Genomic DNA, 21,686 nt, shown 5'->3' on the forward strand with positions numbered 1-21,686 from the left:
CAGGCATGAGCAATCTTCAACACACCCAGCACTCTGGCGCAAAAGAGACTTTTCTCGAACGCCTGATCTTCAACAACCGCCCGGCCGTGATCATTTTGTGCCTGCTGGCCAGTATTGTTCTGTTCTGGCAGGCCACGCTGGTTCGCCCGTCCACCAGTTTCGAGAAGATGATCCCGCTGTCTCATCCGTTCATTCAGAACATGATGGAACACCGCAACGATCTGGCGAATCTGGGTAACACCGTTCGTATCTCGGTGGAGGCCGAGGATGGTGATATCTTTTCCAGACAGTACATGGAGACGCTGCGTCAGATCAGCGACGAGGTGTTCTATATTCCCGGCGTCGACCGGTCTGGCCTGAAATCGCTGTGGAGCCCGAGCGTACGCTGGACCGAAGTGACGGAGGAGGGCTTTGCCGGAGGCGAAGTGATTCCGCAGAGTTACAACGGTTCGGATGAGAGTCTGGATCTGTTGCGCAACAACATACTCAAGTCCGGACAGGTCGGACGGTTGGTGGCCAACGATTTCAAATCCAGCATCATTGATGTGCCGTTGCAGGAGTCCTACCCCGACCCGGCAGATCAGGGCAAGTTGCTGGCGCTGGACTATCAGCAGTTCTCGCACCAGCTTGAAGAGAAGATCCGCGACAAGTACGAAGCACAGAACCCCAACATCAAGATTCATATCGTCGGTTTCGCCAAGAAGGTCGGTGATCTGATCGACGGTCTGTTCATGGTGGTGATGTTCTTCGGCATCGCCTTTCTGATCACGCTGGTGCTGCTGATCTGGTTCACCCGCTGTCTTCGCAGCACCATCGCCGTGCTGATCACCACGTTGATTGCGGTGATCTGGCAATTGGGGCTGATGCACGTCGTGGGGTTCGGTATTGACCCGTACTCGATGCTGGTGCCGTTCCTGATCTTTGCCATCGGCATTTCCCATGGCGTGCAGAAAATCAACGGTATCGCCTTGCAATCCAGCGAGGCCGAAAACGCATTGATGGCTGCGAAGCGTACCTTCCGTCAGTTATTCCTGCCCGGCATGATCGCGATTCTGGCCGATGCGGTCGGCTTTATTACGCTGCTGATTATCGACATCGGGGTGATCCGCGAGCTGGCCATCGGCGCTTCCATTGGTGTGGCAGTGATCGTGTTCACCAACCTGATCCTGCTGCCGGTGGCGATTTCCTACGTGGGCATCAGCAAGCGGGCGATCAATCGCAGCAAGCAGGATGCGGTCTCCGAGCATCCGTTCTGGCGCTTGCTGTCCAACTTTGCCAGCCCAAAGGTTGCACCTGTCTCGATTGTGCTGGCGCTGCTGGCCTTCGGTGGCGGCCTCTGGTACAGCCAGAACCTCAAGATCGGCGACCTGGACCAGGGCGCGCCGGAGCTGCGTCCCGATTCACGCTACAACAAGGACAACGCGTTCATTATCAATCATTACTCCACCAGTTCGGACGTGCTGGTGGTGATGGTCAAGACGCCACCAGAAGGTTGCTCGGCTTATCCAACCATGTCAGCGATCAACGAGCTGGCCTGGAAGATGGAAAACACCCAGGGCGTGCAGTCGGCCATTTCGCTGGTGACGGTGTCGAGACAGATGATCAAGGGCATGAACGAGGGCAACCTGAAATGGGAGAGCCTGTCGCGTAACAAGGACGTGCTGAACAACTCCATCGCCCGCGCCGACGGCCTTTACAACAACACCTGTTCGCTGGTGCCCCTGCTGGTGTTCCTCAACGACCATAAGGCCGAGACTCTCGACCGTGCGGTGCACGCAGTGCAGGACTTCGCTAAACAGAACAGCACGCCGGACCTGCAATTTCTGCTGGCCGCCGGCAACGCTGGTATCGAGGCCGCGACCAACGAAGTAATCAAGCAGTCCGAGCTGGTGATTCTGGTGCTGGTCTACCTCTGCGTGGCCGCGATGTGCATGATCACCTTCCGCTCATGGGCCGCCACGCTGTGCATCGTCCTGCCGCTGGTACTGACCTCGGTGCTGGGCAACGCCCTGATGGCGTTCATGGGGATCGGCGTCAAGGTCGCGACCTTGCCGGTGGTGGCGCTGGGCGTGGGCATCGGCGTCGATTACGGCATCTACATCTACAGCCGTCTGGAAAGCTTCCTGCGCGCCGGACTGCCATTGCAGGAAGCCTATTACGAAACCCTCAAATCCACCGGCAAGGCCGTGCTGTTCACCGGCCTGTGTCTGGCCATCGGTGTGTGCACCTGGATCTTCTCGGCGATCAAGTTCCAGGCCGACATGGGTCTGATGCTGACCTTCATGCTGCTGTGGAACATGTTCGGCGCACTGTGGCTGCTGCCCGCGCTGGCGCGGTTTCTGATCAAGCCGGAGAAGATGGCGGGGAAGGTGGGGAACTCGTTGTTTTCGCATTGAGACACACATGAGGTTATCCATCCTCTTCTTGGTGACGTGTCTTCGCTCTGTGCTGAACGTTTCGCAGCGCGCGGTTGCTTTGTTGAACGGCTTGTGGCAGGTCAAGGTTGTCTTGCACTGTAAAAGGGGGACAACGGGGTGAAAAAAAGGGCGAAAAATAGAGTTTTTAGGGTGATAGAGTTAAGGTTTTTATGAGACGCCTATCAGAAATATCAGGCTATTGTTCTGTCGGGCGGGGCTGTTAGTGTGCGGCTTAATAAGATGTCGTAAGAAATACTATGATCGCGCAAAGCGAGTGTCAGTGTGCGGGCAATAGGCCGGTATTTAAAGTCTGAGAGTTACTTAAGTTGCGTGAAGGGTGGTGCATAGTTATCATAATTTGCATGGGCTTCTCACGTGAGAGTTAGCCATTTCAAGTAGTTCATGGAGTAGAATGATGGCACTTTCATTGCGCGGTGATACGTTTGGCCATGAAAAAAGCACCGGCAGACAAAAGCTGGAATGGGAGTTCGAACAGAGTGCAAGTGAGCGGGGTGTTCATCAGTATACCTATTTTTTTTATCATCACGCGCCAGCGTTACAGCAACATGGCTTTGTTCTGGTCAGCGGTCCGGAGGCAGGGAAAAATAATAGTCATTGCGCAGAGCGGCAGGACGTCGCGGATGCGATTTGGGACGTTGCCTGCTCTGAGCCACTATTTACCGGTTTACTGAACAGGCCGGCATCATCAAATGACCGCGGCGAAATGATCGACGCCGGTACCACCTCTGACGGGATGAGGGCGTTCTACCTCGGCGAAGAGAAGGCATTCAGTTTACTGCGGTTTGCAAATAAAGAAACCGGAACAGGAAGTACGCAAGGCGAGTACAGTCTTGCGGCAGAGGTGAAGTCGCTGGTTCGTGAGTTTCATCATAAGTTGACGGGCCTGGTCATGGGCGTCAATGAGTCGGACGAAAACTTCACTATTACGGACCGTGAAAAGGAGGTGTACATATGGACAGCCATCGGCAAGACCTGTAATGAAATTGCCGTCATTCTAAATATATCCAAAAGAACGGTAGATTTTCATATTTCCAATGTCATCTCGAAGTTGGGTGTCAGAACCAAACTCCAGGCCTGCATACAACTGACCAAGATGGGGATTTTGTAAGGGGTTTTTGGAACCCATGACGACTGGGTTGAGTGGCGGGCGCCAAGGCAGTCAACGCGTTGAGTGAGCCTGGGTTCTTCTTGTGCGATTCCGACACAGCGCGAGGCCGATCGGAATGCTCATTGACCCCATCTGGATGCCCGCGCGATGGCTATCGGTCATCGCCATTCGTGGTCTGCGTACCTTCGCGTGCCGACTGTTCGCACAGTGTCTGCGGTGCGGTGCCGTACGGCGAATGACGTCTGTTTTGCAGGCGATAAATACTCAGTATCTGGCGCATGACCGATTGCGTATCGCGACGACCCGAGATGATGCCACCCTTGGCCAGATTGGCTTCGGCATAGTCAGGGTCTTGCAGGAGAATGGAGTGTGCCTTGTGCAGGTTCCAGTAGGGGATGCCTGCGAACAGGTGATGGGTCAGGTGCAGGTTGTCCCCGTGCATGCCGATAAACAGCCTCTCCCACCAGGAGGGAAAACGGTTGCGGGTGATCCGCAAGGCCTCCTGCTCCCTGCCGAATAATCCAAAATGTTCAGAAACTTCCGACAGCCAGCCGATGACCTGAAAGGCCGTCAGATAAGGAACGAGCCAGAACATCAGGTAACCGTACACGCCCGTGGTGGCATAGAAAAGCGAGAATAAAACAGCGTGTACCGCGATCAGTGTCAGGGCTTTGCGAGGGGATTTCAACAGTGCGCCCAACCGATGAATGACGAGGTAGCGCAGGTAGCTGAATATATTCAGAAACAGCACGGTTCTAAGCAGGTGGTTGAACATGAAGTCGAATCGATCTTCGGTCGCCTGCAGCCCGGATTCAATATAGTAACGATAGTCCGGGTCCTTGTCGGCGTCACCGAGATGATGGTGATGCATGTGCACATGCGAATGTCGATAAGCCTCGTAATCCTGAAAGATGGGTAATCCGGTCAGGTAGTGGCCAATGGCATAACTGAGGCGGCGGCTTTGGGTCAGGGTTAAATGGGCTGCTTCATGAACGAGAGAGGCTAAGGCGCGTTGCCGTGAACCGATAATCAGCACACTGAGGGGGTAAGCATACAATGACCATTGGGTGAGTGCGACAGCGCAAACAATGACAAGAACATCCCCCGACCAACCCAGTAGCCATCGCCAGTTATTCTTTTTATAAAGACACGTCAGTTCAAGTTTTAGTGCATTTGTACAGTGAAATCTTTGGACGGTCTGCATCGTTTACCTCGACAGGTTGTGCTCTGCAATGCGTTGGTAATTAGGGCGTTATATAGACTAGAGAGGGTCGGGGAGCAGCGTAAGCTGATATTTTTTACAGGTAGACAGTTCGCAGTGGCGTGTGGTCTTTTTAAAGAAGTCAATCACCGCTAATAAAAACGGATACACCGGTTTTTTTACGAGGTTGATGTCACCTGATCAATATGTTATCTGAGGCCGTCATGAACAGTTTTGAGAAAGATAATACCGCACCGTCACGCTCTCAAGATCTCGCTATGCGGGCCGGCGCACAGCATATAACCGGTACCGAAGGGCCACTCTCCATGTCTCAGGAACAGGCCTGGTTTCTTGAGACGTTAGTACCAGAGAGTATTGCTTATAACTTTCAGGCCATGCTGAACATTCGCGGCAACCTTGATATCAAAGTGCTTGAACGTGCGCTGAGCAGGGTGGTTGAACGCCATCAGTCACTGTCCACTGTTTTTGATGAGGTTGACGGAGAACCGCGGCAAACTATCCAGGACGCCTGGCCCGTGAATATTCCGATCGTTGACCTGTCTGCCAGCAGTGAAGCGGTACGGCAGACCTACATGAATTCTATTGTGAAAGCTGAAATTGCCCAGAAGATCGAAGTGGCGAAGCTTCCGCTGATTCGCTGGGTACTGTTCAAATTCAGCGATCAATTCCACGTATTGCTGCATATCGAACACCACCTCATTCATGACGGCTGGTCATTCCGGCTGTTTCTCAAAGAGCTGAATCATTTTTACAATGAAGAAAAGGGCCGCGTGAATCAGGAGCCCCTTGAGCCGGTGATCCAGTTTATCGATTACTGCCAATGGGAGCGCGACTGGCTGGATTCTGCTGAAGGCCGTCAAGGCCGAGACTTCTGGTACGGACGTCTTGAAACCTGGCCGGCCTACACGCATTCGCCGTTTCCGGCAGAGAAGGACGCGCAAGCCGCATTGGATTTTGTCGGAAGTTCGGTGTGGGTGCCGCTGCCGGGTAAGTTGATCAGCGCACTGCAGGCGTATGGGTCGGAAAATAAATCCACCCTGTTCGAGACCATGTTTTCGCTGTTTGCCTGCGTGGTAGCGGCGCGTTCGGGTCAGACGCAACAGCTGATAGGCACCGCCGTCGCCAACCGTGACTTGCCGGGCATCGAAAACACCATCGGTATGCTGGTCAACATGTTGCCGCTGCGCATCGACATTGATGCGAATACGTCCTGGGCGCCTCTACTGGCAGCCGTGAAAGAAGAAATCCGCACGGCTTGCCTGCAGTCGCATGTGCCGTTTTCAACAATGGTTGCCGATCTGAGTCCGGATCGTGTCACTCAGCAATTGCCGTACATCCAGGTTGCTTTCAGCTTTCATAACTCCATGTCCCGTACCCTGGACTTCGCGGACATTGATGTCGAGGTGGTGGAAGGGCTGGCAAACGGTTCTGCGAAATTCGACCTCAACGTCATTTGCGTTTTCGATGACGAAGTGAACCCGGCCGCTGGCGGTCGCTTCATGCTTGAGTACTCCACCGCTGTCGCCAAAGAAGCAGATGTCAGAGCGCTGATGGCCGATTTTCTTCACCTGGCTGGCGCCTGGCTCGAGCAACCTGCAGAAAGTCTCGCCAATGTACGCAAGGCTGCTGTTCTTGCCGCGCCGTCAGGCAGTTCTTCTGTCAATCCCGGTGTGGAATTCTGGAAACAATCACTCGACCTCGAAGCTTCGGGGCTTCTGCCTGACCATGCGCTTAATCGCGCAGTCAGCGGGCCGCTTGCGCGTCATGAAATCCCTCTTTCGGATGAAAGCCTTGCGCGCCTGTTTCAAGCGTGTGAGCAGCGCAACATTGAACCTGAAGCAGCGCTTTTTTCTCTCTATGCCGTGACCATGGCACGTTATGGCGGGCATCAAACCGTCGTGGCCGGTCTGGGTACTGCTGCCGATGGACAGCGTCTGGCCACACCGTTGCCACTCAAGTTGACGCTCGCTGCGCATGACACGTTTGCCGATGTCTTCCTGCGCGCACAACAGCACTGCGAGCAGGCTCGTCACTGGCACGCATCTTCTGCCCAAGGTCTGGAACAAGCGCTTGATGACAGTGTTGCGGCGTCGGGAAGAGCGCCGCAGTCATTGATACAGTCGGTATTCTGCGACGGCATTTCCGCGTGTGCAGAGCAGGGAGGTGAATCGGGCAGTCTGCACCCTCCCATCGAATTCGTCCTGGACCGTTCCAGCACAAAGGCCTCGTTGTCACTCGCCTATGCCGCTGATCTGTTCGCTCAGGAAACAGCGACTTCAATGGCCGGGCATTACGTCCATTTGCTGGAAAAAGCCAGCGAATCACTGGACCAAACGCTGGCGCAAAGCCTATCGGCCCAGCACCAGGCTGCCATTCAGACACAGTGTGAAGGGCTTGACTCGAGCTATCCTGAAACGTCCCTGCACGCCATCGTCGAGGCCTTTGCGGCCACACAGCCCGAGGCCATCGCTGTAAGGTGCGGCGATGCAGTGCTGACGTACGCTCAGCTCAATGAATCCGCCGACAAAGTTGCCGATACATTGCTTCGCAAGGGCGTGCAGCCGGGTGACGTCGTGGGCATCTGCATGATGCGCTCCGAATTGCTGGTTGCGGCGCTATTGGGCGTGCTCAAGGCCGGTGCATGCTACCTCTCGATCGACTGTGCATTGCCTGCAGAGCGTCGTAATTGGCTTCTGGAGGAGGCGGACGTCAAGTGGGCACTGATCGATGAGAGTGCTCCGGCTTTACGTGATGCAACCTCAACACTGTTGATAGGTCAGTTGGTGAATGAGCAGGACGACCCACGCGTGTCGCCCCTGGCCAAGCCTGTCATCAGCGCGGATGCTCACTGCTACTACATGTTTACATCGGGTTCCACGGGCACTCCGAAGGCCACGGCCAGTACCCACCGCGCGGTCGTGAGTCTGGTCAAGGGTACGGACTATATCGATATCAAGAGTGACGACCGCTTCCTGTTTTTCGCGCCCCTCGCGTTCGATGCGTCGACTTTTGAAATCTGGGGCGCCTTGCTGAACGGCGCGCAGTTGGTGGTTCAGCCTGGCGAAGCCGGCGGACTGGATGACCTGGCACACACACTGGAAAATCAGCAGGTCAGTGTGCTCTGGCTGACGTCCGCCTTGTTCCAGGAGATGGTCGATCAATATCCTCAGGCGATGGCTGGCGTCAGGCACGTACTGACCGGCGGTGACGTTGTTTCGCCGCAAAGCATGCGCAGTTTGCTGGCACGCTCCACCGGGACGCTCACCATCTGTTACGGCCCGACTGAAGGCACGGTCTTTACCACGGCCTACAGCATGGACAAGGTCGAACAAGTGACTGACAAGCCCCTGATCGGATGGCCGATTGCACAGGCCGATGCCTACATCGTGGATATTTTCGGGCAGCTTGCCGAGCCCGGTGTTCCTGGGGAGTTATTCATCGGCGGCACAGGGATCACCGGTGCCTACCTCAAGCGTCCGGAACTGAGCCGGGAGCGGTTTGTGACGCTGGAGCGGTTCCCCGGCAAAACACTCTTCCGCACCGGTGATCTGGCGCGCTGGACCCCCAGCCGCGGCATCGAGTTCCTTGGACGCAGTGACAGTCAGATAAAGATCCGTGGCTTGCGCATAGAACCGGGTGAGGTCGAGCAGGCGATACGTCAATTGCCGGGTGTCACAGCGTGCTCACTGATTCTGCGCACATTGAACCTGGACAAACAGCTGGTCGCCTTCGTCAGTCTGGACGGAAGTGTTGCACTGGATGAGCAACAGATTCGTGTGGCGTTGAGAGAGTGCCTGCCCGACTACATGGTGCCTGCCGAAGTGCATGTGATCGGGCAACTGCCGGTCAATGCGAGCGGCAAGGTCGACAAGCGTGCCTTGCTTGAACTGGCGACTCAAAACGGCCGTGCAAGGGTTACCAGCGAGCGACCGTCGACGGCCCTGGAAAAATCCATTGCCGAGGTGTGGGCGCACATCCTCAACGTACCGGACGTGGGTAGAAATGAAGACTTCTTCTCCATCGGCGGGCACTCGTTGGCCGGTATGCGGATCATGTCGAGGCTGAGCAAGCAATTTGGCACTCGTCTGTCGCTGAACCTGCTCTTCGAGTATCCCAGCGTCGAGACGCTTGCAGGTGCTATCGAACGCGCGGCCGAGCCGTTGACGGCCTGACCGTTTTTCAGGCGCGTGGTGGGTAGCAACAGCACCCCCACGCGCTTTCTCACCTCTCAGCCTCCCAATTTACCCTTCCTCGCAGCGACATCGGTCGCTGTCGAGGTGGAGATGGTCATGTCTCAAAAAAAGCCGGTCACTTCAACCACCGAGTCCGCTGTCAGGATGCCGACCCCGGCAGCCGGGGGTTTCCTGAATTTATCGCCTGCGCAAAAAAGCCTCTGGTTCATGCACCAGATGGAAGATGCCAGCGCCACTTACAATGTGCCTTTTGCACTGCGTATTGACGGGGCGCTGGATTGCGCGGCCCTCGAGCGAGCAGTGGACAGCGTTTATCAGCGCCAGAGCGCACTGCGCTATCGTTTTCCCTGTATTGATGGGCAGCCGGTCATTCGCCTTGTGGATGAGCAACTGCTGATTCGCAAGGTTGACCTGCGAGCCGAACCGGACAGCGAAGCCGCGCTGAAAGCGTTCGAGCAAAGCGAAGCGCGTTATGTTTTCGATCTTGAGCATGAAGCGCTTCTGCGCGTGACGTTGCTGCACTGTGCGACCGACGAGCATGTTCTGCTGATCAACGTTCATCACATCGTTTTCGACGGTTGGTCGATGCAGATTTTCCTCTCCGAACTGGCCTCAGCCTATTCGGCGCTGGTGCGGGGCAGCGAGGTAAACGCGGAGCCGTTGAATTTCGACTTTGGCGATTATTTGAGTCAGAGCCCATCGAACGATGAACGGGCTCCCGATATCGCTCACTGGCAGCAGCGATTGGCCGGCGCGCCGCCGGTACTGCCATTACCGCTGGATAACAAGCGTCCGGCCATTCAGCGTTACGCAGGTCAGCGTTGTCATTTTCAAGTGCCTGCAGCCGTCTCGGACGCGCTGAAAAACCTGTCAAAGGAGTGTCGCGTCACGCCCTATATGGTAGGGCTTGCGGCCTTTTCCGTGCTGCTGTATCGCTATACGCAAGAGGCGGATCTGGTCATCGGGTCGCCGATGTCGAATCGGCAATCCGATGACCTGGAAGGCGTGATCGGTTTCTTCGTCAATACGCTGCCAAACCGGATCGATGCATCGGGTTCTCCCTCTTTCGTCGAATTGCTCAAAAGAGTTCGTGCCTCGGTACTCGATACGTTCGAGCATGCCCATGTGCCCTTCGATCAGATTGTCGAGGCCATTCAGCCCCCGCGTTCCCTGAGCCATGCGCCGGTGTTTCAGGTGCTGTTCGATATGGCCAACGAAGATTTTTCGGTCGAGCTGGAAAACCTGCGCACTCGTGTTTATACGCTCGACTCCTGTACCGCCAAATATGACCTGAGTCTTACCCTGGCACTGACTGCGCGCGGCATGAGCGGCGCAATCGAGTATGACACCGCATTGCTGGATGAGCGCGCAGTGCAGGGGATGATCGATAGCCTGCTGATCATTATGGAGCAGGTGTCGCGCAACCCGGACGGGGCTATTGGCGATTTTTCGCTATTGACGTGCGAAGCTGTGGAGCAGGCGTTGCGCCTGGCCAATCATCAGCCAGCAGCGCCGCAAGCGCCCTTTGCACCTTTTCATCAATGGTTCAAACGCAGTGCCGCGCAATGGGGCGAGGCGGATGCGCTGGTCTATGAAAACCGTCGTTACAGCTATGCGCAACTGGATGCAGAGGCCCGGGTACTGGCGGGTCACCTGCATGCTGCCGGCGTTCGGCGTGGTGACCGGGTCGCAGTGGTGCAGCGCTATGGGCCAGAGGTCATCGTCGCGTTACTGGCGGTGCATCAGGTCGGGGGCATTTATGTGCCGCTGGCGATCGACGATGCCCGTCATGCTGATCTGCTCAAGGACATCGAGCCCAGACTGGTGCTCACACTGAGCGCCTGTCAGGAGCAACTGAGGGGTTATCCATGCCTTCTGCAGGATGATTTGCCGCAGGCCACCGGCACACTGCACGAGAACGAATTCGAGGGGCGCAACACACAGCCGGAGGACATCGCCTACATTATTTTTACCTCCGGTTCTACCGGCCGTCCCAAAGGCGTCAGTGTCTCTCACGGCAGTTGGGTAAGTCTGCTCCAGGCGCTGGAGCAGACCTATGGTCAGACCGAGCCAGGTGTGACCGGCATTTTGCAGATGGCCAATTTCACGTTTGACGTATTCATGAGCGATGTGGTCCGCGCGCTGGCGGTTGGCGCACGGTTGATAATGTGCCCGCGGCAGAGTCTGGCTGACCCTGAGCAACTCTATGAGCTGATCACGGCTGAACGGGTGACGTTGCTCGAATTCGTGCCGGCGGTCCTGCGGCAGATGATACGTTACCTGGAAGAGACGGGACGGCGTCTGGATACCCTGCGTACGCTGACCTGTGGCGCGGATGTCTGGTTCGTCCACGAGTATCGGAAAATGCAGACGCTGTGTGGACCGCAAACCAGGGTTGTCAGTGTTTACGGAGTCACCGAGGCAACTTGCGAAAGCGCTACGTTCGAGCCCGACGCGGGGTGGTATGACCCTGAGCGCAGCTTGCCAATTGGCGGTCCGCTGCCTAACACGTCCCTGTACCTGGTCGACGCAACGCTGAATCTGGTGCCGCGCACTGTCCCCGGTGAATTGTTGATTGGTGGCGGTGCAGTGGCGTCCGGTTACATGAATCGCCCTGAATTGAACGAGAAGAGCTTCCTGACAGGTTCGTTCTCGGCCAGCGGACGGTTTTTACCTGGCGTCGGCGAGCAGCGGTTCTATCGTACCGGTGATCTGTGTCGGCACATGCGCGACGGCACCATCGAGTTTCTTGGACGCAGTGACAACCAAGTCAAAATTCGCGGCTTCCGCATTGAGCTGGGTGAAGTCGAGAGCGTACTTGCCGACCATCCGGATGTGAATGAATGCGCGGTGGTCACCCGCCAGTCACCAGGCGCTGAGGCCGAGCTGATCGGTTATGTGCAAACCCGTGCTACAGCGCAGCAACTCAATGCCTACCTTGGCGAGCGCCTGCCAGGCCATATGGTGCCGCGCCTGTTGGTGGTATTGGCGGCACTGCCCTTGACCGCAAACGGCAAGATCGATCGCAAGAGCCTGCCGGAGCCCGACTGGACGCAGGACTCACGCGCTTATGCCGCACCGCGTAACAGTCTGGAAGAGCAACTTGTCGAAGACTGGCAAGGTCTGCTCAACATTCCGCGTATCGGCATTGACGATAACTTTTTCGAGAGTGGCGGGCATTCTCTGTTGGTCACCCAAGTCATCGCGCAGATTAAAAAACGCTTTGGTGTGGCGCTCAGCATTGCAAATCTGTTCGAAGGGCCCACCGTCGCCCAGGTCGCCGAAAAGATCATGCTGAGTATGATCCAGATCTCCCAAGGGGCCAGTGTCGCTTCCAGACCGGCCGCGATCGGTCGCAGCAGCGGTATCGAGCGTCAACGTCTGTCGTTTGCCCAACGCCGACTATGGTTGACCCAGCACAGTGAGCCGGGCACTGCCTACAACATGCCGGAAATATGCCGGCTGACCGGCCAACTGGATATTCCTGCGCTGGAAGGTGCGTTGAATCTGCTGCTTGAGCGCCACGAAGTCTTGCGCACGCATTTCACCCGAGAGCTTGAAACGTTTGTAGACGCTCGGGGCGTCACGCAGAAAGAGCCATTGGTCGTGACAAGCCACGCAGACACCGCGCGTGTACCGTTCAGGCAGCAAACCATCGCTCGCGAAGCGCTCACGGCTGCGCTGGAGCGGGAGGTGCACACGCCGTTCGTGCTGGACCAGGAACTGCCGATACGCGCGTTGCTTCTGCAGACGGCGTCGGATGAGTACGTTCTGTGCCTGACGCTGCATCACATTGCCTACGATGGCTGGTCGAGCGCCTTGCTTCGTCAGGAGCTGGCAGTGTTTTATCGGCACTTGACGCAAGGTGAACGCCTCACACTGAGCGCACTGGAGGCTCAGTATCAGGACTATGCTGCCTGGCAACGAAATCAACTCGAAACCGGGGCCTTCGCGACTCAACTCGACGCCTGGAAGTCATCGCTGCAGGACTTGCCGCCGCCTCTGGTATTGCCTGTACGTTCCAGTCCGCGAGAAGGAAATCCGTTGGCTGGCGACTACGTTGCGCTGACTCTTCCTGCCGACTGCTCGGCAAGGCTCGATCAGCTTTGCCTGCGTCTGCAATGCACGCCGGCCATGATCATGCATGCCGCGTTCGCGCTGCTATTGCATCGCTACACCGGGCAGGACGACATTCTGATCGGCATGCCCTTCTCGGGAAGGGACCATGATGAAAGTGCGAACCTGATCGGGTTTTTCGTTAACCTGCTTCCGTTACGGCTGCGTTTGCGAGGCCCTCTGCGTGTGGCGCAGGTTATCGAGCAGAGTCGTCAGGCCCTGCTTGCCGCCGAGGAAAATCATTCGGTGCCAATCGATTACCTGGCGCAAGTGCTCAACCCGCAGCGGCTGCCGGGCAAGCATCCTTTTTTCCAGGTAGGCCTGGTGGTGCAGAGCACGACGGCTGTGCCGCTTGCCTTGCCGCACGTGAAATCGGAAGAAATCTCCCTGGCCTCCACTGAGGTGAAGCTGGACCTTATGCTGGAGTTGCGCGCTGTCAAAGGCGAAGGGGTGAGTGGGGTATTCAAATATCGCTCGTCGCTGTTCGAGCGCTCCGTTATCTCGGGAATGGCAGGACATTTTCAGTGTCTGCTGGAAAATATGCTGGCTAATGACGAGCAGACCGTCGCTCAGGTGAAGATGCTGTCTGCAGCTGAACACCAGAGGCTGATTAGCCAGTACAACGATACTGCACGCGACTTTGGCGATGGCGATGTCGTCAGCCGTTTCGAACAGCGTGTACGTCAGACTCCGCAGGCTATTGCCCTTCAGTTGCAGCAACGCTGTTGGACATATGCCGAGCTGGACCGATTAGCTAACGGCATCGCTCACGCGTTGATAAAGAAGGGTGTGCAAGCCGGTGAGCACATCGGCCTGTTCACTGGACGGCATCCCTATCTGGTGGCAGGCATGCTTGGGATCCTCAAGGCGCGCTGTGCCTTTGTCCCCTTGAATCCGCAGGATTCGATGGAAGGTGCGCTGGGCTACATGATCAAAGACGCAGCATTGCACCGCGTGGTGGGTCATCGAGGATTGGCACACGAGCTTGCCGCTCTGGGGCTGGACACGTTACTGGTCGACGACTTCGAAGGTGCCCAGGGCGAATGGTCTGCTCCGGCCTGCCAGCGTGAGCTTCAGGATCTGGCCTATATTCTTTACACCTCTGGCTCGACCGGGCAGCCCAAGGGGGTGATGGTTTCGCAGCGCAATATCGATAACACCGCGAATGCATTTGCGCGAACACTGGAACTGACTGGTCAGTCGCGCCAGCTGCAGTACTTTTCGCCAGTCTTCGACGGGGTTTGTGGCGAGGTGTTTCCGGTGCTGATCAGCGGCGCCACACTGGTATTTGCAGCGTCTGAACAGCTGCTTCCGGGGCCGGACCTGGTGACGCTTCTGCGCGAGCAACATATTACTCATCTGCAGATCACGCCGACGGCCCTGCGCTTGCTCCCCCATGCCGAACTTGCCGAACTGAAAGTCATCATCAGCGCCGGTGAAGCCTGTCCGGCCAACGTCGCCCAGACGTGGGCAGCGGGCAGACGCTTCCTCAATGGTTACGGTCCGACCGAAACGACGGTGTATGCATCTGCCCGGGATTACTGGGATGAACGAGGTGCCTTGGTATTGCGGCCTCTGGACAACGTCAGAATGTACGTCCTGGACCCGTATCTGAACCCTCTTCCCTGCGGTGTACCCGGCGAGCTTTACATTGGCGGAAGCGGGGTGGCACAGGGTTATCTGAATCTGGATGAGCGCACCGCGCACGTGTTTCTTCCCGACCCATACGGCGTTTTGCCCGAGGCGCGTCTGTACCGCACCGGCGACTTTGTCGTGCGTCAATTCAATGGAAGCCTGAGTTATGTCGGGCGTATCGATAATCAGGTCAAGGTTCGCGGTTTTCGCATTGAGCTGGGCGATGTCGAAACGCGTTTGAACGCGATAGCCGGGCTGGAGCAGGCGGTCGTGGTCGTCAAACAGGATGACCAGGGCAACAAGGTTCTGGTGGGGTATTACGTCGGCAAGCCGAGCGTTGCGCAGGTGCGTGCAGAACTGGGCAAGGTGCTGCCAGCGCACATGGTGCCGGAGCGTCTTATCTGCTTGCCCGAGCTACCGCTTAGCCGTACTGGCAAAGTCGATCGCAAGTCGCTCGAAAATCGCGTTGATCAGCGCGCTCAGGAAGGTACTGCAGTCGGGACGACGGCGACCCTTCCTGCCGCGGTCAGGCCTGCTGGAAAACGCCTGCACAACACGGTCAGAAAGATCTGGCAGGAAGTGCTCGATTGCCAGGAAATCGATTCGGACGATAACTTTTTCGATCTCGGTGGCCACTCGTTACGCATTGTCGAGACGCAAAAACGGTTGAGCGAGCTTTTGCAGGCGCCCGTGGCCATGACAGACCTTTTCGAATACCCGACGCTGCGTGGTCTGGTCGCTCATCTGGAACGCTTGCATGGGCCTTTGCCGGAGGTTCGCCAAGCCAGCGAGGCATCACCTGTCATTGATCCTGGGAACCGCACGCTGGCGGTGGTTGGCATGGCCGGGCGCTTTCCGGGCGCCGCTGACCTGAGCGAGTTCTGGCAGAACCTCACCGAGGGGGTGGAGTCGACTCTTTACTTCAGTGATGAAGTCATGCTCGCGCATGGCGTAAGCCCTGATCTGCTGGAGCGTGACGATTTTGTCAAGTGTGGCAATCGTCTTGAGGACGTCGACAAGTTCGACGCCGAGTTCTTCGGCTTCTCACCGCGGGAAGCACAGTTGATGGATCCTCAGCAGCGCATCTTCCTTCAATGCGCATGGGCCGCGATGGAAGCCGCCGGTTATGGCGGCGCTCTGAACGATTTGCGCGTGGGCGTATTTGCAAGCGCGAGCACCAGCCATTACCTGCTCGATCACGTTTACCCGAGGCGCCAGGAGCTGCAACTGGAGAACATCCAGTGGTTGTTGGGTAATGGCCGCGATTTCATGGCTTCGCGTGTGGCTTACAAACTCAATCTCGCGGGACCTGCGATTACCGTCGAAACGGCTTGCTCCTCGTCACTGGTAGCAGTCCAGATGGCCTGCGAAAGCTTGCTGCGTGGCGAGTCGGACATGGTGATCGTCGGCGGTGCTTCGGTCGAAGCTCAATACTACGGTTACCAGGCGGCACCGGGCAGCATCATTTCTGCCGATGGCCATTGCCGGCCGTTCGATGCCCAGGCCAGTGGCACTACTGGCGGCAGCGGTTGTGCAGTGTTGGTCCTCAAACTGGCTGACAGGGCAATCGAAGATCGCGACCATATTCATGCCTTGATAAAGGGCGGGGCGATCAATAACGATGGCTCCAGTAAAGTCAGTTACACCGCGCCCAGTGTTCATGGGCAGGCCCAAGTGGTGAGCGCTGCACTCGATGCAGCGAATATCAGCGCAGATTCCATTGGTTACGTCGAGGCGCATGGCACCGGCACTCGTCTGGGTGACCCGGTAGAGGTCCGTGCGTTGACGCAGGCCTATACCAGCGCTTTGCCACATGTCACGCCGGGCTTTTGTGCCCTTGGTTCATTGAAGAGCAACATCGGTCATCTTGATGCGGCCTCGGGCGTCGCCGGGCTGGTCAAGGCCATACTTGCCGTGCAACACGACGTCCTGCCTGCAAGCCTGAACTTCACGCGGGCCAATCCCGAAATCGATTTCAGCGACAGCCCGTTTTATGTCAACACGACCTCCAGACCATGGCCGGCAGCGGCCTCGCCACGTCGGGCAGGCGTCAGCTCCTTCGGCATCGGCGGGACCAATGCGCACGTCATTGTCGAGGAACCTCCTCGGCCGTCGGTACGCCCGCATGACGATAGCGAACGCTGGTACATACTGCCGTTCTCCGCACGCTCCGCTGCAGCGCTGGATCATCAGCGTCGGCAACTGATCACCTGCCTGCAGAATCCCGCAGCCGATCTACGCGATATCGCCTTCACGCTGGGAGAGGGTCGCACGCGATTTGCCTTCAGGGACAGCGTCGTCAGCCAGAGTATTGCCGGAGCCTTGCACGCGCTGCAGGCGCCTTCGTCCACAGCGCTAATGGAACGCAGACAGGATCGTCCGATCGTGTTCATGTTTTCCGGGCAGGGCAGCCAGTACACGGGCATGTTCAAGGGCCTCTACGACAGTGAGGCGGTATTTCGGCAGACAGTTGACCGCTGTGCAGTCATATTGCAGCGCTATGGCGTCGACATCCTGGCCTGTCTGTACCCGCCAGCGGGTGGCGAAACAGGCGACACCCTGAGCCGGACCGAGGTCGCGCAGCCGGCACTTTTTGTGGTCGAGTACGCGTGCGCCCTGTTGTTGCAAGGCCGCGGTATCCAACCGCAGGCGCTCATAGGCCATAGCCTTGGTGAGCTGGTGGCTGCCTGTTTTGCGGGTGTCTACAGTCTTGAGGACAGCTTGAAGCTGGTTGTCGAACGGGGCCGCCTGATGCAACGTCAAGCGCCCGGTGCAATGCTTGCCGTTGGCCTCTCGGAAGCAGACTGCACGCGTTTTCTGGGGCACGGCGTGGAGCTGGCTGCCGTCAATGGGCCGCTGCAATGTGTCCTGGCGGGTGATTTTGATGCCATTGCGCGGGTCGAGCGACAACTGGCCGATGAAGGGCTCGTGGGGCGTGTACTGGATACCTCGCACGCTTTTCATTCCCGCATGATGGCTCCTGCGGCGCACGCGTTGAAGGCAGTTGTTAACGGGTTCTCTGTTCAGCCCCCGACTATCGCGCTGGTGTCCAACCACAACGGTGGTTGGTTCTCGATCGATTCGAGCAGCCAGAGTGATTATTGGGCGTCTCATCTGCTGGATACCGTGCGCTTTTCTGACGGTATCGCGCTGCTTGCCGACGAACTGGAAGACCCGATTTTTCTCGAAGTCGGCCCTGGCCGTGCTCTTCAGAGTGCACTGAAATCCTATGCTGAGCCCTTGTGTGTGCTTGGTTGCACTCGGCATGCACGGGACAGCCGGTCGGACGAGGCGGCGTTGGCGGAAGGCATCGCGTCATTGTGGAGGCAGGGGGCACGTTTCGGTTGGGCGCAGGCCACAGGGTGTACAGACGGCGCACGCGTGCCGCTGCCGACCTATCCGTTCGCGCGGGACAGCCACTGGATCGAGGCTGCCGGGACGGCTTCTTCTGCGCAGCACGAGGCACCGTTGTTCCTGCACTGGCAGCGTATGCATGGTAATCGCCGGCAATTCCGGTTGAGCCTGTCGCCACAACTCTGGCTGGTGGACGAACATCGGGTCTTCGAAGGAAGGCCAGTGCTTTCCGGCACCGGATGCGTTGAACTGGTGCGCAATGCCTATGCGCGTATGGAAGGTATCGAGTCGATCGAGCTGAGTGATGTTTACTTCCCGACCCCTCTGGTGATGGAAGATGAGCAGGCCTCACAACGCGTGCTGATTACATTCAAGGATCACGCCGAGAGCACTGAGTTTTTCCTCGAGTCGGTATCGGACGAGGGTAACAGTCCGCAGCAGCACACAATGCTGCACGCCCAAGGCTTCATCAAGCGCCACGACCGGGAGCGTTCCGTACCAACAGCGCTGATGCAGCTTCAGGCCGACCATGCCGACTGTCTTGCCGATGAAGTCGAACATGCGGCATTGAACACGCGTCTCGGCTTGTTCGGGCCTCGCTGGAAGTGCTTTCGTTCGATCTGGCTTAGTGAGGATGAGGGGTTGGCGCTCCTGGAGCTCGATCAGGCGTTTGCCGATGATGTTGAGCGCTTTGCGCTGCATCCGGCGTTGCTCGACATGGCGACCGGTTTTCTCTCGATCATGGAAAACCGCACCCGCAGATTGCCGTTCCATTACCAGCGCCTGACTATTCATGCACCACTGCGCTCCCGGCTTTACAGCCATGCACGGCGGGTCCGCAGGAATGTCTATGATGTGCAACTGTTCGAAGTCGACAACGACGGCGGAGTCGGGGCGCTGCTGGCCGAGGTCATAGGCTTCACTTTGCGCGAGGAGCGAGTGGCATCGGAGGCACAGCGCACTGAGCCCCTTGACTGGTGCCAGGCGCCTGCATGGCGCCCGGCATTGCCGCCAAGGAGCGACTCGCCATTACAAGGGCCCTGGCTGGTTGTGATGCGCGGCGTTGCAGCCGATAACAGCATGCTCTTCTCGCTGCCGCCGGACAGTGTCTGCATAGCAGATGCCGGTGATTCCGGCACTGCGGTCGCGATAATTGCTCGCGGCGATGCTCAGGCGTATGAGCAACTGTTCAATACACTGGTGGCGCAAGAGGCCTTGCCGAGTCAGATCATTTACATGGCTGGTGGGGCGCAACCGACGCAAGGCGAACACGCTGCGATTACGCTGTTTACCGATCTTATGTCGCTGGTACAGGCGTACATTCCTCATGCCGCAAACACCACAGTGTTGTCACTGGTGACCGAAGGTGCCTGCCAGGTGGATGACGATGAGCCGGTCAACAGCTGTGTAGCGACCTTGTCTGGCGTGGTTCGCACACTTACGTGGGAGCTGCCACAGATTCAGTGCCGTCATTTCGATCTGCCGCTGGCCAATGCGGCGGAGAACGAGACGCTGCTGCTTCAGGCACTCCAGCACATCGATCCAGACCAGGCATCTCCGCTTGCTTCGACCCTGGCGTTGCGCAAACAGACGTTCCATGAGCCTTGCCTGCGAGCGCTGCAAGTCTTGCAACCTCCGCAGCAGTTCGAGGAGGGCGGGACCTATGTGGTTACCGGTGGTCTGGGCGGCATGGGGCTTGCGCTGGCCAGTCATCTGGCTGCGAAGGTAAAAGCCGTCACGTTAGTCCTGATGTCCCGCTCTGCGACGGTCACGGATGAGGTCGGGCAAGCGCTGCAGGCGTTGAAACAGCAGGGTGCGCGGATTCAACACATGGCGGTCGATTGTGCTGATCGTGAGGTTTTCACCGCAGCGTTGCACCAGGTCAGACGTCAGCACGGGCGTATCTCTGGAGCCATACACGCCGCAGGCGTGCAAGCCAGCGGTCTCATTCAACTGAGCCAGGCGAATGCATGGGCCCAGGTCATGGGCAGCAAGGTAGTCGGCACCGATGTGCTGATAGAGGTTTTGCGCGAGGAACCTGTCGAGTTCATATTCCTGTGTTCTTCATTGGCGTCAGTGCTGGGTGGTCTGGGCCAGGCGGATTACGCCGCCGCCAACGCTTATCTGGATGCTCGCGCGCATGCGTGTCGTCAGGAGGGCATGCCTGTGGTTTCGCTCAACTGGGATGCATGGGCGCAGGCAGGTATGCGTGTTGCCTATGACAGGGCGCACCCCGAGCAGGCGCCGATTGACGAAGTGCGCGGGCTGACCAACGCAGAAGGTTGCCAGTTGTTCGAGCTGGCCCTGGCGCAGAACACGGCCCAGATCGTCGTGAGCAAGGCGCAGGATCTGCAACAACTGATCAATCAACTGCAGCGCGGCGGCACGACATCGGCTGGCCGTGCAACAGCGCTGTTCGACTCTGGGGCCGAGCGTGTCGCGCCACGCAATGCTGTGGAACAGGAAGTCGCGCAGTTGTGGCAAGAGCTGCTAGGCGGTGATATGCCGGGTGTGCTGGATAACTTCTTCGATCTGGGCGGACATTCGCTGTTGGGCTCCCAGCTGATTTCGCGAATTCGTTCGCGCTTTCAGCAGTGCCTGACGTTGGCCGAGTTCCTCGATGAGCCGACCATCGAGCGAATCGCTCGCTCGTTGGGCAGTGGCGCCGACGATACGCCCGTCGATGCCGATGAAGCCGCCGTCCGCTACTGTCTGGTGCCGGTGCAGCGAAACGGCGAGGGGAGACCATTCTTCTGTCTGCCGGGCATGGGGGGCAACGTCAATCAAGTGCTTGGGTTGGCCAAGGCCATGGGTATGCAGCGGCCTTTCTACGGTCTGCAATGCCTTGGGCTCGATGGCAAGACTGAGCCTCACTTCAGCGTCGAGGAGATGGCCGAACACTATATTCGCTGCATGAAGTCGGTTCAGGCGCACGGGCCGTATCTGCTGGGAGGTCATTCACTTGGCGGAAAAGTAGCTTATGAAATCGCCAGACGTCTTGAAGCGCGTGGCGACCAGGTGGGCCTGCTGGCGCTGTTCGACTCGGCGGCACCTCCGTATACGCAAATGCAGGTGCCCACTGATGCTCAGGTACTGGGTTCGTTGCTGAGTATCTTCGGGCATTACTTCGACAAGCCGATCAAGCTTGGCCGCGAGGAGTTGCTGGCGCTCGAGCATCTGGATGATGAGGAAAAGATCCGCTACCTGAAAGACACGCTGGAACGTCACGGGTTGCTGGATGCACGTGGCGATGAGGGAAGCATCCGGGGGCTGTTCAACGTGTACAAGGCTGCTGCCGCCTTCGGTATGCGCTATGACCCGCCCAAAGTTGCGCTTGATGCCTCGCTGGTGCTGTTTCGTGCGGTCGACTCGATGCCCTCCGGCATCAACCTGCCCGAGATCCGCGACACGGATGCCTGGGGCTGGGAGTCGTTCAGTGCGGCGAAGGTAAGAACGGTCGATGTCTCGGGAGACCACTTTACTTGCCTGTCCGTCCACGCCCAGCAAATTGCCGATGTATTGATCGAGCAACTTGCCGAGTGTGATCGATAACCCGTTCTTTGCCGAACATGGCGAGCGGGCTCACCGCCTGCTCGCCTACATTAATCAGTCTGAGGTCT

5 protein-coding genes are annotated in these 21,686 nt (G+C 57.7%); 4 read left to right on the forward strand and 1 reads right to left on the reverse strand.

Going from position 1 to position 21,686, the window contains the following annotated elements; translation table 11 throughout:
- Positions 1 to 5: 5 nt before the first annotated feature.
- Together V476_RS19640 and V476_RS28725 are read left to right on the forward strand one after the other, a co-directional pair.
- Positions 6 to 2,396, forward strand: coding sequence for an efflux RND transporter permease subunit (locus V476_RS19640; RefSeq protein WP_024959152.1), 2,391 nt, complete (start codon positions 6 to 8; stop codon positions 2,394 to 2,396).
- A 433-nt stretch (positions 2,397 to 2,829) separates the two neighbouring features.
- Complete coding sequence (locus V476_RS28725; RefSeq protein WP_074908280.1) at positions 2,830 to 3,546, forward strand: LuxR C-terminal-related transcriptional regulator; 717 nt, start codon at positions 2,830 to 2,832, stop codon at positions 3,544 to 3,546.
- Positions 3,547 to 3,697: 151 nt separating this feature from the next.
- Here the strand turns inward: V476_RS28725 and gntB are convergent, their stop codons facing one another.
- On the reverse strand, positions 3,698 to 4,750 hold the full coding sequence (gene gntB / locus V476_RS19650) for a guanitoxin biosynthesis L-arginine gamma (S) hydroxylase (RefSeq protein ID WP_024959153.1): 1,053 nt from the start codon (positions 4,748 to 4,750) through the stop codon (positions 3,698 to 3,700).
- A gap of 323 nt (positions 4,751 to 5,073) precedes the next feature.
- Between gntB and V476_RS19655 the strand changes: the two genes are divergently transcribed.
- Entirely contained in the window at positions 5,074 to 8,940 is a 3,867-nt protein-coding gene (locus V476_RS19655) for a non-ribosomal peptide synthetase (RefSeq protein WP_024959154.1), read from the forward strand.
- A 117-nt stretch (positions 8,941 to 9,057) separates the two neighbouring features.
- On the forward strand, positions 9,058 to 21,618 hold the full coding sequence (locus tag V476_RS19660; protein ID WP_024959155.1) for a hybrid non-ribosomal peptide synthetase/type I polyketide synthase: 12,561 nt from the start codon (positions 9,058 to 9,060) through the stop codon (positions 21,616 to 21,618).
- Positions 21,619 to 21,686 lie beyond the last annotated feature (68 nt).

The sequence above is a fragment of the Pseudomonas syringae KCTC 12500 genome, from assembly GCF_000507185.2.
In the GTDB taxonomy this organism is placed as follows: domain Bacteria; phylum Pseudomonadota; class Gammaproteobacteria; order Pseudomonadales; family Pseudomonadaceae; genus Aquipseudomonas; species Aquipseudomonas syringae.